The sequence below is a fragment of the Microbacterium oxydans genome (genome assembly GCF_026559675.1).
In the GTDB taxonomy this organism is placed as follows: Bacteria; Actinomycetota; Actinomycetes; order Actinomycetales; family Microbacteriaceae; genus Microbacterium; species Microbacterium oxydans_D.
The window spans coordinates 945,923-962,067 of record NZ_CP092891.1; the positions used below are offsets into that span (position 1 = coordinate 945,923).

Genomic DNA, 16,145 nt, shown 5'->3' on the forward strand with positions numbered 1-16,145 from the left:
TTCGGTGCGGGCACCGACCCCTACCTCTTCGTCTACGACGGCGACCGTCGCGTGGAGGGTGTCGAGGATCGCATCGTCTCCTCGCTCGGCGGCAGCGAGGACGCCGGCTCGGCGACGACGGACGGCTACCGCCAGAAGGTGGCCTCGGTGTTCGACGCCGTCGCCGTGAACGGTCAGGCGAAGCTGGACACGCAGTCGCAGTACGACTTCTTCTCGACCGCGGTCAACTCCCGCCACCGTGCGGCGTACAGCACCAACCTCACCGCCTACGGCGAGACGATCTTCACGGCCGCGGACGCCGACGACTTCGTGCTCCAGTCGATCACGTACCCCGAGCTCGTCGACCTGCTCGAGTCGGACGGGGAGCACACCATCCTGTTCGGCGGCACCTGGTGCCACAACACCCGCGCCGTGATCCGCGACGTGAACCACAAGGCCGCGCAGTCCGGCGTGCAGACCGTGTACGTGTTCGACCTGCGGCTGGACGGCTGGAGCGGGGCGAACGCGCACATCCGCGACACCAACTCGTCCATCGCGCACCTCTACGGCGACCTGGTGCAGAAGCACCTCCCGAACCTCAAGACCCAGTACGTCCTGAACGGCAGCGCGGGCCAGCGGGTCGACTACCACCCGGGCGGCGACACCGCGGCGGAGAAGGTCGCGGCCCGCAAGCTGCAGGTCCCGTACCTCTTCGACTACGACGGCTCCGACACGGCCGCGCCCATCACGAAGAACTGGATCCAGGACAACGGCGAGGCCGGATTCCGCGAGTACATGACCGAGTGGTGGTGGATCTCCGACCTGCAGGGCCCCGCGAAGCGCCCGAACCAGACCGACGAGCAGTACGAGGCCGGTCGCGCCACGAACCTCGCGTTCGCGGACGAGGCGCTCGCGAAGCTCGACGAGTTCTTCGGCCTCGGGATCGAGCCCGTCGCGACCGCTCCCGCCGCACCGTCGGCTCCGACCGTGACCGCCGCGGGCGATGCCGTCACCGTCAGCTGGACCGCTCCGGCGTCGGACGGCGGATCGCCGCTCACCGGATACTCCGTCACGCTCGGCTCGACCACGGTCGACACCGCGGCGGGGGTCACCAGCCACACCTTCACCGGTGTCCCGGTCGGCACCCACACCGCGTCGGTCACGGCGCAGAACGAGATCGGGCGCTCGCCCGCTTCCGGCACGGCCTCCGTGACCGTGGGCGGCGACCAGCCCGGTGGCGGCGAGCCCGGCGGCGGCGAGGAAGGGGAGCTTCCCGAGGCGGGAGACGCCTCCGTCACCGTGACCGGCGACCTGCGTCCCGGCGGCGAGATCACGGTCCGCGGTGAAGGGGTCGACCCCGACTCCGACGCCGTGCGCGTCGAACTGCACTCCACGCCCACGGTGCTCGGCAGCACGACCGCCGCGGCCGACGGCACCTTCGCGCTGCGGGCCACGATCCCGGCATCCGTCCCGGCCGGCGGCCACGCGGTCGTCGTGTTCGTCGACGGCGTCGAGGTGGCCCGTGCCTCCGTGACGCTGGGCGCATCGGGCCTGGCGAACACGGGAGTCGACACCGGGCTGCTGATCGCGGGCGGCGTGACCGCTCTGGTCCTGCTCGGTGCCGGTGGTCTCCTGGTGGCCCGTCGTCGCGCGATGTCGGCATCCTGACGGACGTATGCCGCAGCCGGACGCCCCTTCCCTCGCACCGGGGAAGGGGCGTCCGGCGCGTCCCGCCCGCGAGCACGCGGATACGATGTACTCCGTGACCACCGCCGACCCCACGCTGCCGCTGTCGCCCTATCGGGAGATCGGCCGAGCGGAATGGGCACGGCTCGCCGCCGGCCTGGACCAGCCGCTCACCGAGACCGAGGTCGTCGAGCTCCGCGGCATCGGGGACCGGCTCTCGCTCACCGAGGTGCGCGAGGTGTACCTGCCGCTGAGTCGACTGCTCAGTCTCTACGCGACCTCGACGAAGCGTCTCGGCGCGGCCACGTCGTCCTTCCTCCAGGAGGACGACACCACCACGCCGTTCGTCGTCGGCGTCGCAGGATCCGTCGCGGTGGGCAAGTCGACGATCGCGCGACTGCTCCGCGAGCTCATGAGCCGATGGCCGGGCACGCCCCGTGTGGAGCTGGTGACCACCGACGGCTTCCTCTATCCCAACGCCGAGCTCGAGCGCCGCGGGATCATGGACCGCAAGGGCTTCCCGGAGTCGTACGACCGACGCGCGCTGATCGAGTTCCTCACCGAGGTGAAGAGCGGCGCGACCGAGGTGCGGGCGCCCTTCTACTCGCACATGCGCTACGACATCGTGCCCGATGCGAACGTCGTGGTGCGTCGCCCCGACGTCGTGATCGTCGAGGGGCTGAACGTGCTGCAGCCGCCGCCCGCCCCGAACGACGTCGCCGTGAGCGACCTGTTCGACTTCTCGATCTTCGTCGACGCCGACACCTCGCACATCGAGAAGTGGTACGTCGACCGCTTCCTCGCACTGCGCCAGGCCGCGTTCAGCAACCCGTCCTCCTACTTCAACGTGTTCGCGCACCTGACGGACGAGGAGGCGATCACCACGGCGCTCGGGTACTGGAACGAGATCAACATGCCCAACCTCGTGGAGAACGTGATGCCGACCCGTCACCGCGCGCGTCTGGTGCTGCGCAAGGGCGCCGACCACGACGTGGAGACCGTGCTGCTGCGCAAACTCTGAGCGCCGTTCGGGGCGAGAGAATGTACGGACGACTCGCAAAAATCCCGCCTTACTCTTGTTCCCATGTGTGGAATCGTCGGATACGTGGGCCCGCGCCCCAGCCAGGACATCCTTCTCGCCGGGCTCGCCCGCCTCGAGTACCGCGGGTATGACTCCGCGGGCGTCGCCGTGATCGACGGCGACGGCTCGCTCGGCATGCGCAAGAAGGCCGGCAAGCTCGCCGTGCTGCGCGACTCGCTCGCCGACGCACCGCTCCCCGACGGGTCGACCGGCATCGGTCACACCCGCTGGGCGACGCACGGTGGTCCGACCGATGTCAACGCCCACCCGCATCTGGCCGACGGGGACAAGCTCGCCGTCATCCACAACGGCATCATCGAGAACTTCTCCGCACTGCGGGACGAACTGCTCGCCGACGGCGTGGTCTTCCGCAGCGAGACCGACACCGAGGTCGCAGCGGCGCTCCTCGGTCGCGAGTACGCGGGCAACGGCGGCAACCTGCAGCTGGCCTTCCGCAGCATCGTGAACCGCCTCGAGGGTGCGTTCACGCTGCTGGCGATGCACCAGGACCACCCCGGTCTCGTGGTCGGCGCCCGCCGCAACTCCCCGCTCGTGATCGGACTCGGCGAGGGCGAGAACTTCCTCGGTTCCGACGTGGCCGCCTTCATCGAGCACACCCGCAAGGCGCTCGCGATCGGGCAGGACCAGATCGTCTCGATCACCCCGGACGCCGTCGAGGTCACCGACTTCGCCGGCACGCCGGTGCAGCCCGAGCCGTTCGACGTGTCGTGGGACGCGGCTGCCGCCGAGAAGGGCGGATGGTCGAGCTTCATGGCCAAAGAGGTCGCGGAGCAGCCGGAGGCGGTCGCCAACACGATCCGCGGCCGCATCCAGGACGGTCAGGTCGTCATCCCCGAGCTCGACGGGCTCGATGAGCTCTTCACCGGCATCAACCGCGTCATCATCACCGCGTGCGGCACGGCCTCGTACGCCGCGCTCGTGGGCAAGTACGCCATCGAGCAGTGGGCGCGCGTCGCGGTCGACGTCGAGCTCGCCCACGAGTTCCGCTACCGCGACCCGGTGATCGGCGCCGACACCCTCGTCGTGTCGATCAGCCAGTCGGGCGAGACCATGGACACCCTGATGGCCGTGAAGTACGCCCGCGAGCGCGGTGCCCGCACCCTCTCGGTCTGCAACACGCAGGGCGCGACGATCCCGCGCGAGTCGGATGCCGTCGTCTACACGCACGCCGGCCCCGAGGTCGCCGTGGCCTCGACCAAGGCGTTCTCGGCGCAGATCACGGCGCTGCTGCTGCTCGGCCTGCACATGGGCCGTGTCCGCGGCACGGTCGCCGACGCCTCCACCGACGTCGAGGAGCTCGCCGCACTGCCGGAGAAGATCGCGAAGGTCCTGGAGAGCGAGCAGGAGCACGTCACCCAGCTCGCCGGCTGGATGGCCGACACCCGCTCGGTGCTGTTCCTCGGTCGCCACGTCGGCTACCCGATCGCCCTCGAGGGCGCGCTCAAGCTCAAGGAGATCTCCTACATCCACGCCGAGGGCTTCGCCGCCGGCGAGCTCAAGCACGGTCCGATCGCGCTGATCGAGCCGGGACAGCCCGTGTTCGTGCTGGTGCCGTCGCCGCGCCACTCCGCGCTGGTGCACTCCAAGGTCGTCTCCAACATCCAGGAGATCCGGGCGCGCGGCGCTCGCGTGATCGTGGTCGCGGAAGAGGGCGACGCCGCCGTGCTGCCCTTCGCCGACGAGGTCATCCACATCCCGCTCGCCGGCGCGATGTTCGAGCCGCTGCTCGCGGTCGTCCCGCTGCAGATCTTCGCGATGGCGCTCGCCACCGCGAAGGGCCTCGACGTCGACCAGCCGCGCAACCTCGCGAAGTCGGTCACGGTCGAGTAGGTCGATCGTCGAATCGCTGGAATGGCCTCGTTTCCAAGGAAACGAGGCCATTCGCACGATTACGACCGGATGCATGCTCGATAGGCTGAACGGGTGATCATCGGCACCGGCATCGACCTCGTGGACATCCCGCGATTCGAACGGACGATGGCCAGGACCCCGCGTCTCCTGGAGCGGCTCTTCGCTCCGTCCGAGCGGTCCCTCCGCCTTCCGTCGCTGGCGGCGCGCTACGCCGCCAAGGAGGCGCTGATCAAGGCGCTGGGCGGTTCGGACGGCGTGCACTGGATCGAGATCGAGATCGCGTCGGAGCCCTCGGGACGCCCGCACTTCGTCCTCTCCGGGTCGACCGCCGCGGTCGTCGAGGAGCGCGGCATCCTCACCCTGCACCTCACCCTCACCCACGACGCCGGTCTCGCCGCCGCGTTCGTCGTCGCCGAAGGAGCACCGCTGTGACCGTCCCGTTCCGCGAAGCGACCATCGACCTCGACGCGATCGCCGACAACGTGCGGCACTTCCGCCGGCTCACCGGCGTCGAGGTGATCGCGATCGTCAAGGCGAACGCCTACGGGCACGGTGCGGCGGCAGCCGCGGTCGCCGCCCTCTCCGCCGGAGCGACGCGGATCGGCGTCGCCGAGATCCCCGAGGCGCTCGAGCTGCGCAGGCAGGGTGTGCACGCGCCGATCATGGCGTGGCTGCACGCGCCGGGGGAGCGGTTCGAACAGGCGGCTGCGCAGGACATCGAGGTCGGGATCTCGTCGTTCGACCAGCTCGAGGCGGCTGCCGCGGCGGCGGCCGTCGACCGGCCGGTCGGGGTGCACCTCAAGTTCGAGACCGGCCTGTCGCGCAACGGCATCGCCCCGGCCGACTGGTCGCGGGTGCTGGCCGAGGCCGCGCGTCTGGAGCGCATCGGACGGCTGCGTGTCATCGGACTCTTCAGCCACCTCTCCAACACCTCGGTCGAGGACGACCGGGCGGCGCTCGCCCGGTTCGAGGAGGGGGTCGCCGCGGCCTCCTCGTTCGGCATCCACCCCGAGATCCGCCACATCGCCGCGACGGCCGCCGCGATCGACCTGCCCGAGATGCGGCTCGACGCGGTGCGGATCGGCGTCGGGCTGTACGGCCTGTCGCCGTTCGACGACCGCAGCTCGGCAGAACTCGGTCTGCGTCCCGCGATGACCCTGCGCGGAGCCATCGCCGCGGTCCGCCGGGTGCCGGCGGGCACGGGGGTCTCCTACGGGTACGACCACCGCACCGATCGCGACACCACGCTGGTCCTCGTGCCGCTCGGATACGCCGACGGTGTGCCGAGGAACGCCTCGGGCAGGCTCCCGGTCTCGATCGGCGGCCGCCGCTTCGTGAACGTCGGCCGGATCGCGATGGATCAGTTCGTGGTCGACGTCGGTGACACCCCGGTCTCGATCGGCGACGAGGTCGTGCTGTTCGGCGACCCGACCCTGGGCGTGCCCTCCGCCGCCGACTGGGCCGCCGCCGCCGACACCATCAACTACGAGATCGTGACGCGCATCGGCCCCCGAGTACCCCGGCGGACGTCGTGAGCCTCGACGAGGCCCTCCTCGGCCGCCGCGAGATCGCGACCGCGGAGGAGATGGAGCAGCTGGGCCTCCGGATCGGTGCGCAGCTGGAGGCGGGCGACCTGCTCATCCTCACCGGGCCCCTCGGCGCCGGGAAGACCACGTTCACCCGCGGCCTGGCCGAAGGGCTCGGCGTGCGCGGTCCCGTGCAGAGCCCGACCTTCGTGATCGCCCGCACGCATCCGTCGCTCGTCGGCCGCGCCCCGCTGGTGCACGTCGACGCGTACCGCCTCGGCTCCGCGGCCGAGCTCGACGACCTCGACCTCGATCTCGCGCATTCCGTGGTCGTGGTGGAGTGGGGGCGCGGCATGGCGGAGGAGCTCGCCGATTCGTGGTGGGACATCGAGCTGCAGCGCCCGGTCGGCGCCGCGGACGACGACGACCTCGACCCCGCGGAACTCGACGCCGACGCGCCGCGGATCGTCACGATCGTCCGCGAGAGCATCTCGTGAGCGCGGCCTCGACGCCCGAGCTCGTCGCCGTGATCATCGAGGACGATCCCGGGGTGCGCTCGCTGCTGGACGAGGTGTTCCTCGCCGCGGGGTTCGAGACCGTCCTCGCCGGTTCCGGACCGGAGGGTCTCGCGGCCATCGAGCAGCGGCACCCCGTCATCACCACCCTCGACATCAATCTGCCCGGCATCGACGGCTTCGAGGTCGCCCGCCGGATCCGCCGGATCAGCGACACGTTCATCATCATGCTGTCCGCGCTCTCGGACGAGTCGGACGTCGTGCTCGGATTGACCTCCGGTGCCGACGAGTACCTCGTCAAGCCGTTCCGGCCCCGCGAGCTGCGCGCCCGCATCGAGGCGCTCCTCCGGCGCCCGCGTGTCGCGGACCCGCGGCCGGCGGCCGGCATCCGGCAGGCGGCGGAACCCGCCACCGCACCCGACGGCGCCACGGTCCTGACCTGGCGCGGCCTCGTGCATCGCGACCTCAGCCTCGATCTCGACACCCGGCTGGTCCTGGTCGGGCAGAAGCGGATCGACCTCACGCCGACCGAGTTCGACCTGCTCGCCGCCATCCTCGAGGCGAAGCTCCGCGTGTGCAGCAAGGCGGAACTCGCGCGCGGCCTGCGCGGCGCGCCGGACGGCTCGAACGACTACGTGAGCGAGCCGGACAAGCGGGCGATCGAGACGCACATCGCGAATCTGCGGCGAAAACTCGGCGACAGCACGGCCCATCCGCGCTACATCGAGACGGTCCGCGGAGTCGGGTACCGACTCACCCCGGCCGATGACACGGAGGGCTGACCGGGGCGGGGCCGCGGCTCCCCAGCCGCGGCCCCGGTGCCTGCGAATCCCCACTCGCGTGGCCCCAGCGTCTGCGTTGTTCCCCAGCCGCAGTGTCGGCCCCCACTCAGAATGCTAGGGGCGGGAAGTCGCCTGAAGAGCGGGCTCGACCGATCTTTGAGTAATCTTGCGGGAAACCTGAGGTTCACCGGAGAGGGCAGGCGTCGATGATCCGCACCGCGTCGATCTGGCGCTGGCAACTCGTGTTCACGGGCAGCATGGTGGCGATCGTGGTCATGATCGCGGCGTTCAAGCCGCAGACCCTCGGCATCCCCTTCTTCCTCGCCGGACTCACCCTCATCGTCGTCACGACGCTGGTCACGCTGCTGGTGCCGTGGCAGCGCCTCCCGCGCACCGCGGTAGTCATCCTGCCTCTCCTCGATGCGCTCGCCGTCGGGCTCACGACCAACGCCCCCGACCTCCGACTCGGCTTCCTCTGGGTGTTCCCGGTGGTGTGGCTCGCGTCCTACTTCTCGATGCCCTGGGTGTTCGGCAGCATCGCGTTCATCAGCGTCTGCCTGGTGATCTTCAGCGACCACACCGGCACGCCCGAGAACGTGCTGCTCCGCGTCCTCACCGTGATCATCACGCTGAGCTTCCTCGGCGTGACGGTCCGGATCGGTGCGGAGCGCGCCCAGGCGTCGCGACGCCTCCTCCAGCGCCGCTCGGAGCAGGTCGACCGCGCCGCCGAGCGCGCCGAGACGAACCAGCAGCGGGTGACGCAGATCATCGACGCGCTGGGCGTCGCGCTCGTCGTGGTCACGGCCGAGGGCCGCATCCTGCAGATGAACGACGCCTACCGCGTGCTGTACGGCCGCGACCGCTTCGGCGCCGCGCTGCCGACCGCCGCCGTCGAGTACGACGGCCGACGCGGCGCGACCGTGCCCCCCGAGCGGACGACCCTCGCCCGGGCCGCCGCCGGGGAGAAGCTGCAGGACGAGCGCGTCTGGCTGTTCGACGGCAGCGGTTGCTGGCATGCCCTCGAGGTGACCACCCAGACCGTGGCCAGTGCACGGGAGGGCGAGCACATCACGCTCGTCATCATCGACGACGTCACCGTGCTCCTGGAGGCCGCGGAGGAGCGCCGGGCACTCAACGCGATCGTCTCGCACGAGCTGCGCAACCCCCTCACGGCGATCGTCGGACACATCGACCTGCTGCGCGAGCGCGAGGACCTGCCCGGCCGCGTCCCGGCGCAGCTGGAGGTCATCGCGAACGCCGGCGAGCGGATGCAGGAGCTGGTCACGAGCATGCTGGAGCAGACCGCTCCCGCCTCGGAGGAACCCTTCGAGCCCGTGGACCTCCGCCAGGTGTTCGAGGCGGCCGCCGCCTCCGCTGCGCCCCTCGTCGCCGCGAACCGGCAGATGCTGGAACTGGCCGGCGCCGACAGCCTGCTCATCTCCGGCGATTCCTTCCGACTGCGTCAGGTGCTCGACAACCTGCTCAGCAATGCGGTGAAGTACACACCGTCCGGCGGGCGCATCTCGGCACGGCTGCGGACCACGGACCGCCACGCCGAGCTCGTGATCGCCGACTCCGGCATGGGCATCGCCCCGGAGGACCTGCCTCGACTGTTCGAGCCCTACTTCCGCACCGACAACGCCATCCGCGGCGGGATCACCGGAACCGGGCTCGGCATGGGCATCGCGCGGGAGATCGTGACCGCGCATGAGGGCAGCATCGACGTGGCGAGCGAGATCGGGGTCGGCACCACCGTCACCCTGCGCTTCCCCCGGCGCCGGAAGAAGGAGGAGAAGGTATGACGCCTCTCGTGCCCGTGAACGTCGACATCACCACCAGCATGGTGGCCGTCGTGACCGTGCTGACCGTGCTGGTGCTCGGGCTGGCGACCCTCGCCCGTCCGTCGCGCGCGACCGTCGTCTGGGGCATCGCCTTCGGCATCGGGATGCTCGGGGCCTACCTGTGGCTCGCCGGGCATCACACCGGCATCCCCGCGCTCAGGGCGGCCGCCTCCGCCCTGCTGCTGTGCTTCGAGCCGCTGATCTGGATCGGCGTGCGGATGCACCTCGGCAGGAGCGTCCGCTGGTGGCCGGTGCTCGTGTTCGTGGCCGTGGCGCCGACGCTCCTGGTGCTGACCTCGGGTTCGCCCTGGTACCTGCCCGCCTTCCACGTGGTGTTCATCGGCAGCGGCGTCTTCGCCTGTCTGGTGGCCTACGAGCTGCTGCGCGGGCAGCCGGCGGCCAGGGACATCGTGCTGCCGCTCGCGCTGGCGTCGTGCGGATTCGTCGTCGTCGCGGTCTCCAGCGCCGTCGTCGCGCTCTTCATGGGGCCGACCAGCACCGGGGAGCAGTTGAGCGCGCTGCGCGGGATGAACGCGATCGGCACGCTGGTCGTCAGCACCTGCGCGGCGTTCACGCTGGTGCTGATGGTGCGGGCGGGGGCGCCGACGACCGCGGAGGTCGACGGGGTGGCCGCGCGTGCCCGCCGCCGTCTGCGGAAGGCCGAGGCGCAGAACGACCAGGGCTGGTCGGTCCTCGCGATCCGTCTCGACGATCCCGCCGACCTGCGGCAGGCGTCGAGCGGCGCGGAGTTCGCCCGCATCGTCGACCGCTTCCACGAGGACATCCAGGAGGCGCTCCCGCCGCTGGCGGACGCCGAGCGCGTCGCCGACGATCGGGCGATCGTGGTGATCCGCGCCAGCGATGAGGCGGTCCGCTTCCACATCCGCGCCGTCCTGACCCGCATCTCGGAGATGGACCGCGAGGGTGCGGACGGCGGCATCCGCGCCTCGGCGAGCATCGGGTGGGCGACGGCCACGACGACGGGCTTCGACTACGACGTGCTCGTGGCGGCGGCCGGACAGGCGGCTGCGCGGGCACGAGAGGCCGGCGGCGACCAGTGGAAGCGTGCGGCGCAGCCCGACACCGCCGTGATCTGACCGGCGGGACAGCCCGGCAGGTGATCGCTCGCTACGGCGTGCGGGTCTCCCGACCCCGGGCGAGGGCGGCGGCGATCGCGTCTTCCGCGTCGGCACCGGTCTCGGCGGCGGCGGACACGTTCTCCGCGACGACCGCGTCGATGATCTCGGTGCGCTGGATGCGCGTCTCACGCGGGGCCTTCACACCGATGCGCACGCTGTCGCCCTTGATCTCGAGCAGCGTGACCTCGATCTCGCCGTCGATGCGCACGCTCTCACCGATCCGCCTCGTCAACACCAGCATTCGTTCAGCCTACTGCCGCGGACACGGCGCCGACCGACGGTGATGCCGCGTCGCGGACGACACCGACGGTCTCGATCGTGAGTGCGGCGGCGGTCGCCTCCGAGTACGAGAGCACCGGGAGCCCGTCGGTCTGGGCGGACACGAGTCGTCGCACCGCGGGGCGCAGCGACGGGGCGCACACCAGCACCGGCTCGCCGCCTTCGCGCACGGAGGAGACGGCCTGCTTGACGGACTCGACCACGGCTTCCATGCGCTGCGGGTCGAAGACGATCTGCGTCCCCTCGTCGCCCGGGCGGAGGCTCTCCAGCATCGCCTGCTCGAGGAGCGGATTGATCATCACCACCCGCAGGACGCCGCCGTCCGCGAACCGTGCGGCGATCGCGGGGCCCAGCGCCCCGCGGGCGGCCTCGATGAGTCCCTCCGGATCGGTCGAGGTCCGGGCTCGCAGGGCGAGCGCCTCGTAGATCCGGCTGAGGTCGTTGATCGGCACCCGTTCGGCCAGCAGGCCCTGCAGCACGCGCTGGACCTCGGCCAGCGAGAGCAGGGCGGGCGTGAGCTCCTCGACGGCGGCGGGGGAGGCCTGCTTGAGGGCGTCGGTGAGCTGGCGCACGTCCTCCCGGCTCAGCAGGCGTGCGGCGTGCGCGTGGATGACGCTGGAGAGGTGCGTGATGATCACGCTCGCGCGGTCGATCACCGTGGCTCCGGCGAACTCGGCGCTGTGCCGCATCTCCAGCGGGATCCACTTGCCCTCGAGCCCGAAGACCGGATCGAGGGTCGCGGTGCCGGGAAGGCTCTCCAGCCCCTGCCCCAGCGCGAGCACGGAACCCACCGGGGCGGTCCCGCGTCCGGTCTCGACCCCGGCGATGCGGATGACGTACGTCGCCTGCGGAAGCTCGATGCTGTCGCGGGTGCGCACCGGAGGGGTGATCAGGCCGAGGTCGAGGGCGACCCGGCGCCGGAGCGCCTTCACCCGCGCCAGGAGATCGTCGGGACCGCCGGTCACCAGGTCGACGATGTCGGGGGAGAGGAGGATCTCGAGCGGATGCACGCGCATCTTCTCGATCAGCTCCTCGGGCTGGTCCACGGGGGCGGCGGTGGGCGTCCGGGCGGCTTCCTCCTCCTCGCGCTTCTGGGTCGCCTTGATGCGCTGCGCGATGAGCAGCAGGAGCGCCCCGATCGCGACGAACGGCAGCATCGGCATGTGCGGGATGAGCGACATGATGATCGCGGCGCACCCGGCGATGATGAGCGCGTTGCGGGACTGGCCGAGCTGCGCCGACGCGGCGGTGCCCATCTCGGCCTCCGCGGTCGAGCGGGTCACGATCATGCCGGTCGAGACGGCCATCAGCAGCGCCGGGATCTGCGTGACGAGGCCGTCGCCGATCGTGAGGAGGCTGTAGGTGCTCACGGCCTCGTCGATCGACATGCCGTGCTGCACGAGGCCGATCGCGATGCCGCCGACGATGTTGATGATGATGATGACGAGGCCGGCGATCGCGTCGCCCTTCACGAACTTCGAGGCGCCGTCCATCGCGCCGTAGAAGTCGGCCTCCGCCGCCACCTCCGCGCGGCGCTCGCGAGCCTCCGTGTCGGTGATGAGCCCGGCGTTCAGATCGGCGTCGATCGCCATCTGCTTTCCCGGCATCGCGTCGAGCGTGAACCGGGCGCCGACCTCCGCGACGCGCTCGGCGCCCTTCGTGACGACGACGAACTGGATGACGACGAGGATCAGGAAGACCACCGCGCCGATGATGAGCGAGCCGCCCACGGCGATCGCGCCGAAGGCCTCGATCACCTGGCCCGCGTACGCCTCGCCGAGCACCAGACGGGTGGATGCGACGTTGAGGCCGAGTCGGAACAGCGTCGCCACGAGCAGCAGCGAGGGGAACACCGAGAAGTCCAGCGGCTTCTTCACGAACATCGAAGTGAGCAGGATCACCAGGGCGAACATGATGTTCAGGATGATCAGGATGTCGAGCAGGAACGGCGGCACCGGGACGACGAGCAGCATGATGATGCCGACGACCCCGATGGGCACCATGAGCTTGACGAACAGCTGTCTCATGCGGTCCTCCGGTAGGGGAGAGAGTGGATGCCGCGGGCGGCGCCGCGCCGACGCAGGGCGTCGACGAACACGAGCACGCGCGCCACGGCGTTGTACAGGTCTTCCGGGATCTCCTGGCCCAGCTCGCACGCGGCGTGCAGGGCTCGGGCGAGCGTGATCTCGCGCACCATCGGCACCCCGGCTCGGGCGGCCTCGTCGCGGATGCGCTCCGCGATCACGCCGCTGCCCTTCGCGACGACCTTGGGGGCGGACCGGCCGGCCTCGTAGCGGAGCGCGACCGCGATGTGCGTGGGGTTGACCACCACGACGTCGGATCCGGCCACCGCGGCGATCATGCGGTTGCGACTGACCGCGAGCTGCCGGGAGCGCCGCTGCTGGCGGATGAGCGGGTCGCCCTCGGAGTTCTTGCTCTCGTCGCGGATCTCGCGCTTGGTCATGCGCGTGTGCTTGCGGTTGCGGCGCATCACGACGAACATGTCGACCGCCGCGAGGGCGAGGCCCACGGCGATCGCGGTCTGCAGCAGCGCGGTCGTGCCGTCGGTCGCGACGCCGAGCAGACGCGTGATCGAGTGCGCCCCGCTGGCGGTGAGCACCGGCATCAGACTCGCGATCACAAGCCAGAGCGCGATGCCGATCGCCGCGGTCTTCATCAGCGCCTTGGCCCCCTCCCACAGGGCCTGCATGCCGAACACCCGCCGCACGCCGTTGACGAGGTTGAACTGCTCGAAGCGTCCGGTCATGCGGCGCAGATGCACGCCGCCCTGGATCACGGCGCCGATCAGGGTGACGATCGCGACGGCGGCCAGCATGACCCCCAGGGTCGGGAGCACGGAGGCGAGGCCGCGTTCGAGCGCGCCGAGCGCGGCCTCCGGGGTGGGGGCGAGGACCAGCGAGGTCAGGGTCAGGAGCTGCTCGGTGCCGGCCGATGCGCCGAGGGCCATGGCGGCCGGCGTGGCGATCGCCGCGGCTCCGATCCCGAGCCAGGCCGTGAGGTCCTGACTGCGGGACAGGCGCCCCTTCTGTCGGGCTTCGCGGAGGTGCTTGTCGGTCGCCTTCTCACTGCGTTCCCCGGTGTCGGTGCCGCTCACTGTCCCACCCCCTGCATCATCTTCAGCGCCTGGGAGGCGAGGGCGTCGACGATGCCGGGGAGGGCGGCGTAGACGGCCCCGGCGAGCAAGAGCGTCAGCAGGATCTTCACGGGGAAGCCCATGGCGAACGCGTTGAGCGCCGGCGCGACGCGCGTGATCAGGCCGAGGCCCACATCGGCGAGGAACAGCACGAGCGCGAGCGGCCCGGCGATCTGCACGGCCGCGAGCACCATCTGGGACACCCCGTCGACGAGGAGCTCGGCGGGACCCGCCACGGTGAACACGCCGTCGACCGGCACGGCCTGGAAGCTGCGCGCGAGACCGGCCAGGATCAGCTGATATCCGCCGGAGGTGAACAACAGCGTCAGCGCCGTCAGGTGGAACAGCCGCGTGAACTGCGCGCCGTTGACGAGCGAGTGCGGGTCGAAGGCCTGGGCGAGCTGGAATCCGCCGAACACGTCGATCAGGCTGCCGGCGGCCTGGAGGGCCGAGAAGCACAGCAGCACGAGGAAGCCCAGGAGGGCGCCGGTCACGAGCTGGAGCACCAGCGCCCCGAGGAAGGGCCCGGTGTCGAGGTTCTCGTAGCCGGGGGAGACCGCGGTGCCCACCGCGAGCGAGAGGCCGATCGCCAGCATGGCCTTCACCCGCACCGGGATCGCCCCGTAGGAGAAGGGCGGCGCGATCATGATGAACGCCGTGATGCGCACGGCCGTCAGCATGGTCGCCTCGAGCCATGCGAAGTCGATGGGGATGTACACGTCGTCATCCGCTCAGCAGGGAGGGGATGCGGGCGAACATCTCGTTCGTGAAGGCGATCATCTCCGCGATCATCCAGTTGCCGGCGATGAGCAGCGCGATGCCGACCGCGACGATCTTCGGCACGAACGACAGCGTCACCTCCTGCACCTGGGTGATGGACTGCAGCAGCGAGATGGCGAAGCCCACCACGAGCGCGGTGACCAGGACGGGGGCGGCGAGCTTGGCCGCGATGATCAGGCCCTGGGCGCCGATGTCGAGCACGGCCTCCGGGGTCATCCGACACCCCCGTAACTCTCCAGCAGGGCGCGGATGATGAGCCCCCAGCCGTCGACGAGGATGAACAGCAGGATCTTGAAGGGCAGCGAGATCATGACCGGCGGGAGCATCATCATGCCCATCGACATCAGTGCCGCGGCCACGACGAGGTCGATCACCAGGAACGGCACGAAGATGACGAAGCCGATGATGAACGCGGCGCGGAGCTCGGAGATCATGAACGCCGGGATGAGCGTGTACATCGGGACGCTCGACGGGTCCTCAGGGTTCGGCTGACCCGCCATCCGCGTCATGAGGGCGAGGTCCTCCTCGCGGGTGAAGCGGAGCATCCACTCCTGCAGCGGCAGCTGACCGACGTCGATGGCCTGCGTGAACGTGAGGCTGCCGTCGATGTACGGCTGCACCGCGACCGTGTTGATCTCGGTCAGCACCGGCCACATGATGAACAGCGACAGGAACAGCGACAGCCCGGCGAGGACCTGGTTCGGCGGGATCGTCGGGAGCGAGAGCGCGTTCCGCGTCATCGCGAGCACGACGAAGATCTTCGTGAACGACGACATCATCAGCAGGAGCGCGGGAGCCACCGACAGCAGCGTGATGCCCAGCAGGGTGAGGATCGAGCCGGAGGGCCCGCCGTCGACCCCGTTGATGTCGATCGTGACGCCCTCGCCCGGATCGTCCGGTGTCACGGCCGCGTGGGCGGCGGCCGTGCCGGTGAGCAGGGTGAACACCACCACCAGCGCGACCACGGCCGCGAGGATCAGAGCGAGTCGTCGCAGCGGCCGGCCGTCGACGACCCCACGGGCGACGCTCATCGCGTGCGCCGGATGGCCTCGGCGGTCTGCCGCCAGGTTTCGGGGGAGAGGATGGAGCCGCGCAGAGGATCGTTCCGGTGACGCACCCGGCGCTGCGGTGCCGGATCGGCCGGGGAGGTGCCGGTCGTCTCGGTCATCGCCGTCGCGGCGAGGATGCGGTCGAACTCGGCGGCGTCGGATGCCGCCTCCGAGGTGGCCGACGACCACGTCGGGCGGGCGTCCTCGGCGTCGGGGGAGGCGGGTTTGAGGGGCAGCCGGTCGACGACGCTCACCCCGTGCTCGGTGACACCCAGCACGTAGCGGGCGTCCTCGGTCTGGATCACGACGACCTGCGCCTTCGGCCCGACCCCCTGGCGTCCGAGCACCGTGATCGCCTCGCTGTCACGACGACGTGCCTGCGTGCGCGCCACCCGGCGCTGCAGGAACCACAGCACCCCGAGCACTGCGGCGAGCGAGAGCACGACCCGCAGGCCGAGCAGG

The 16,145-nt window shown here is 70.6% G+C and carries 16 protein-coding genes; 9 read left to right on the top strand and 7 right to left on the bottom strand.

The window, feature by feature from the left end:
• The first annotated feature begins 51 nt into the window (after nt 1-51).
• From MME74_RS04525 to MME74_RS04565, 9 genes are all read left to right on the top strand, one after another.
• On the top strand, nt 52-1,647 hold the full coding sequence (locus MME74_RS04525) for a fibronectin type III domain-containing protein (RefSeq protein WP_267417524.1): 1,596 nt from the start codon (nt 52-54) through the stop codon (nt 1,645-1,647).
• 85 nt (nt 1,648-1,732) lie between these two features.
• The gene (coaA, locus tag MME74_RS04530) at nt 1,733-2,686 is read left to right on the top strand and encodes a type I pantothenate kinase (protein ID WP_267417525.1); all 954 of its coding nucleotides are present in this window, start codon (nt 1,733-1,735) and stop codon (nt 2,684-2,686) included.
• 63 nt (nt 2,687-2,749) lie between these two features.
• Nucleotides 2,750-4,597 (top strand): glutamine--fructose-6-phosphate transaminase (isomerizing), encoded by a 1,848-nt coding sequence (glmS, locus tag MME74_RS04535; protein ID WP_267417526.1) that lies wholly within the window; start codon nt 2,750-2,752, stop codon nt 4,595-4,597.
• A 93-nt stretch (nt 4,598-4,690) separates the two neighbouring features.
• Entirely contained in the window at nt 4,691-5,050 is a 360-nt protein-coding gene (locus MME74_RS04540) for a holo-ACP synthase (RefSeq protein ID WP_267417527.1), read from the top strand.
• Complete coding sequence (alr, locus tag MME74_RS04545) at nt 5,047-6,153, top strand: alanine racemase (protein WP_267417528.1); 1,107 nt, start codon at nt 5,047-5,049, stop codon at nt 6,151-6,153. The genes MME74_RS04540 and alr overlap by 4 nt, the downstream gene beginning before the upstream one ends.
• A complete protein-coding gene (gene tsaE, locus MME74_RS04550) occupies nt 6,150-6,641 on the top strand; it encodes a tRNA (adenosine(37)-N6)-threonylcarbamoyltransferase complex ATPase subunit type 1 TsaE (protein WP_267417529.1) in 492 nt (163 codons plus the stop codon). The genes alr and tsaE overlap by 4 nt, the downstream gene beginning before the upstream one ends.
• Nucleotides 6,638-7,441, top strand: a complete 804-nt coding sequence (locus MME74_RS04555; protein WP_267417530.1) for a response regulator transcription factor — start codon at nt 6,638-6,640, stop codon at nt 7,439-7,441. Before tsaE ends, MME74_RS04555 begins: the two co-directional genes overlap by 4 nt.
• A gap of 206 nt (nt 7,442-7,647) precedes the next feature.
• Complete coding sequence (locus MME74_RS04560) at nt 7,648-9,243, top strand: sensor histidine kinase (protein ID WP_267417531.1); 1,596 nt, start codon at nt 7,648-7,650, stop codon at nt 9,241-9,243.
• Nucleotides 9,240-10,379 (top strand): hypothetical protein, encoded by a 1,140-nt coding sequence (locus tag MME74_RS04565; protein WP_267417532.1) that lies wholly within the window; start codon nt 9,240-9,242, stop codon nt 10,377-10,379. Before MME74_RS04560 ends, MME74_RS04565 begins: the two co-directional genes overlap by 4 nt.
• Nucleotides 10,380-10,410: 31 nt before the next feature.
• On the opposite strand, the gene csrA is transcribed toward MME74_RS04565, so the two are convergent.
• From csrA to MME74_RS04600, 7 genes are read right to left on the bottom strand one after another with little or no spacing between them, the layout of a single operon-like run.
• Nucleotides 10,411-10,662, bottom strand: a complete 252-nt coding sequence (gene csrA, locus MME74_RS04570) for a carbon storage regulator CsrA (RefSeq protein WP_267417533.1) — start codon at nt 10,660-10,662, stop codon at nt 10,411-10,413.
• Nucleotides 10,663-10,666: 4 nt separating this feature from the next.
• Nucleotides 10,667-12,727: a flagellar biosynthesis protein FlhA gene (locus MME74_RS04575; protein WP_267417534.1), complete on the bottom strand. Its 2,061-nt coding sequence runs from the start codon at nt 12,725-12,727 to the stop codon at nt 10,667-10,669.
• Nucleotides 12,724-13,815, bottom strand: a complete 1,092-nt coding sequence (locus MME74_RS04580; RefSeq protein ID WP_267417535.1) for an EscU/YscU/HrcU family type III secretion system export apparatus switch protein — start codon at nt 13,813-13,815, stop codon at nt 12,724-12,726. Before MME74_RS04580 ends, MME74_RS04575 begins: the two co-directional genes overlap by 4 nt.
• Entirely contained in the window at nt 13,812-14,573 is a 762-nt protein-coding gene (locus tag MME74_RS04585; protein ID WP_267417536.1) for a flagellar biosynthetic protein FliR, read from the bottom strand. Before MME74_RS04585 ends, MME74_RS04580 begins: the two co-directional genes overlap by 4 nt.
• A gap of 4 nt (nt 14,574-14,577) precedes the next feature.
• Complete coding sequence (fliQ, locus tag MME74_RS04590; protein ID WP_267417537.1) at nt 14,578-14,850, bottom strand: flagellar biosynthesis protein FliQ; 273 nt, start codon at nt 14,848-14,850, stop codon at nt 14,578-14,580.
• Complete coding sequence (gene fliP / locus MME74_RS04595) at nt 14,847-15,665, bottom strand: flagellar type III secretion system pore protein FliP (protein ID WP_267417538.1); 819 nt, start codon at nt 15,663-15,665, stop codon at nt 14,847-14,849. The genes fliQ and fliP overlap by 4 nt, the downstream gene beginning before the upstream one ends.
• Nucleotides 15,662-16,126, bottom strand: coding sequence for a FliO/MopB family protein (locus tag MME74_RS04600; RefSeq protein WP_267417539.1), 465 nt, complete (start codon nt 16,124-16,126; stop codon nt 15,662-15,664). The genes fliP and MME74_RS04600 overlap by 4 nt, the downstream gene beginning before the upstream one ends.
• Between the last annotated feature and the right edge of the window lie 19 nt (nt 16,127-16,145).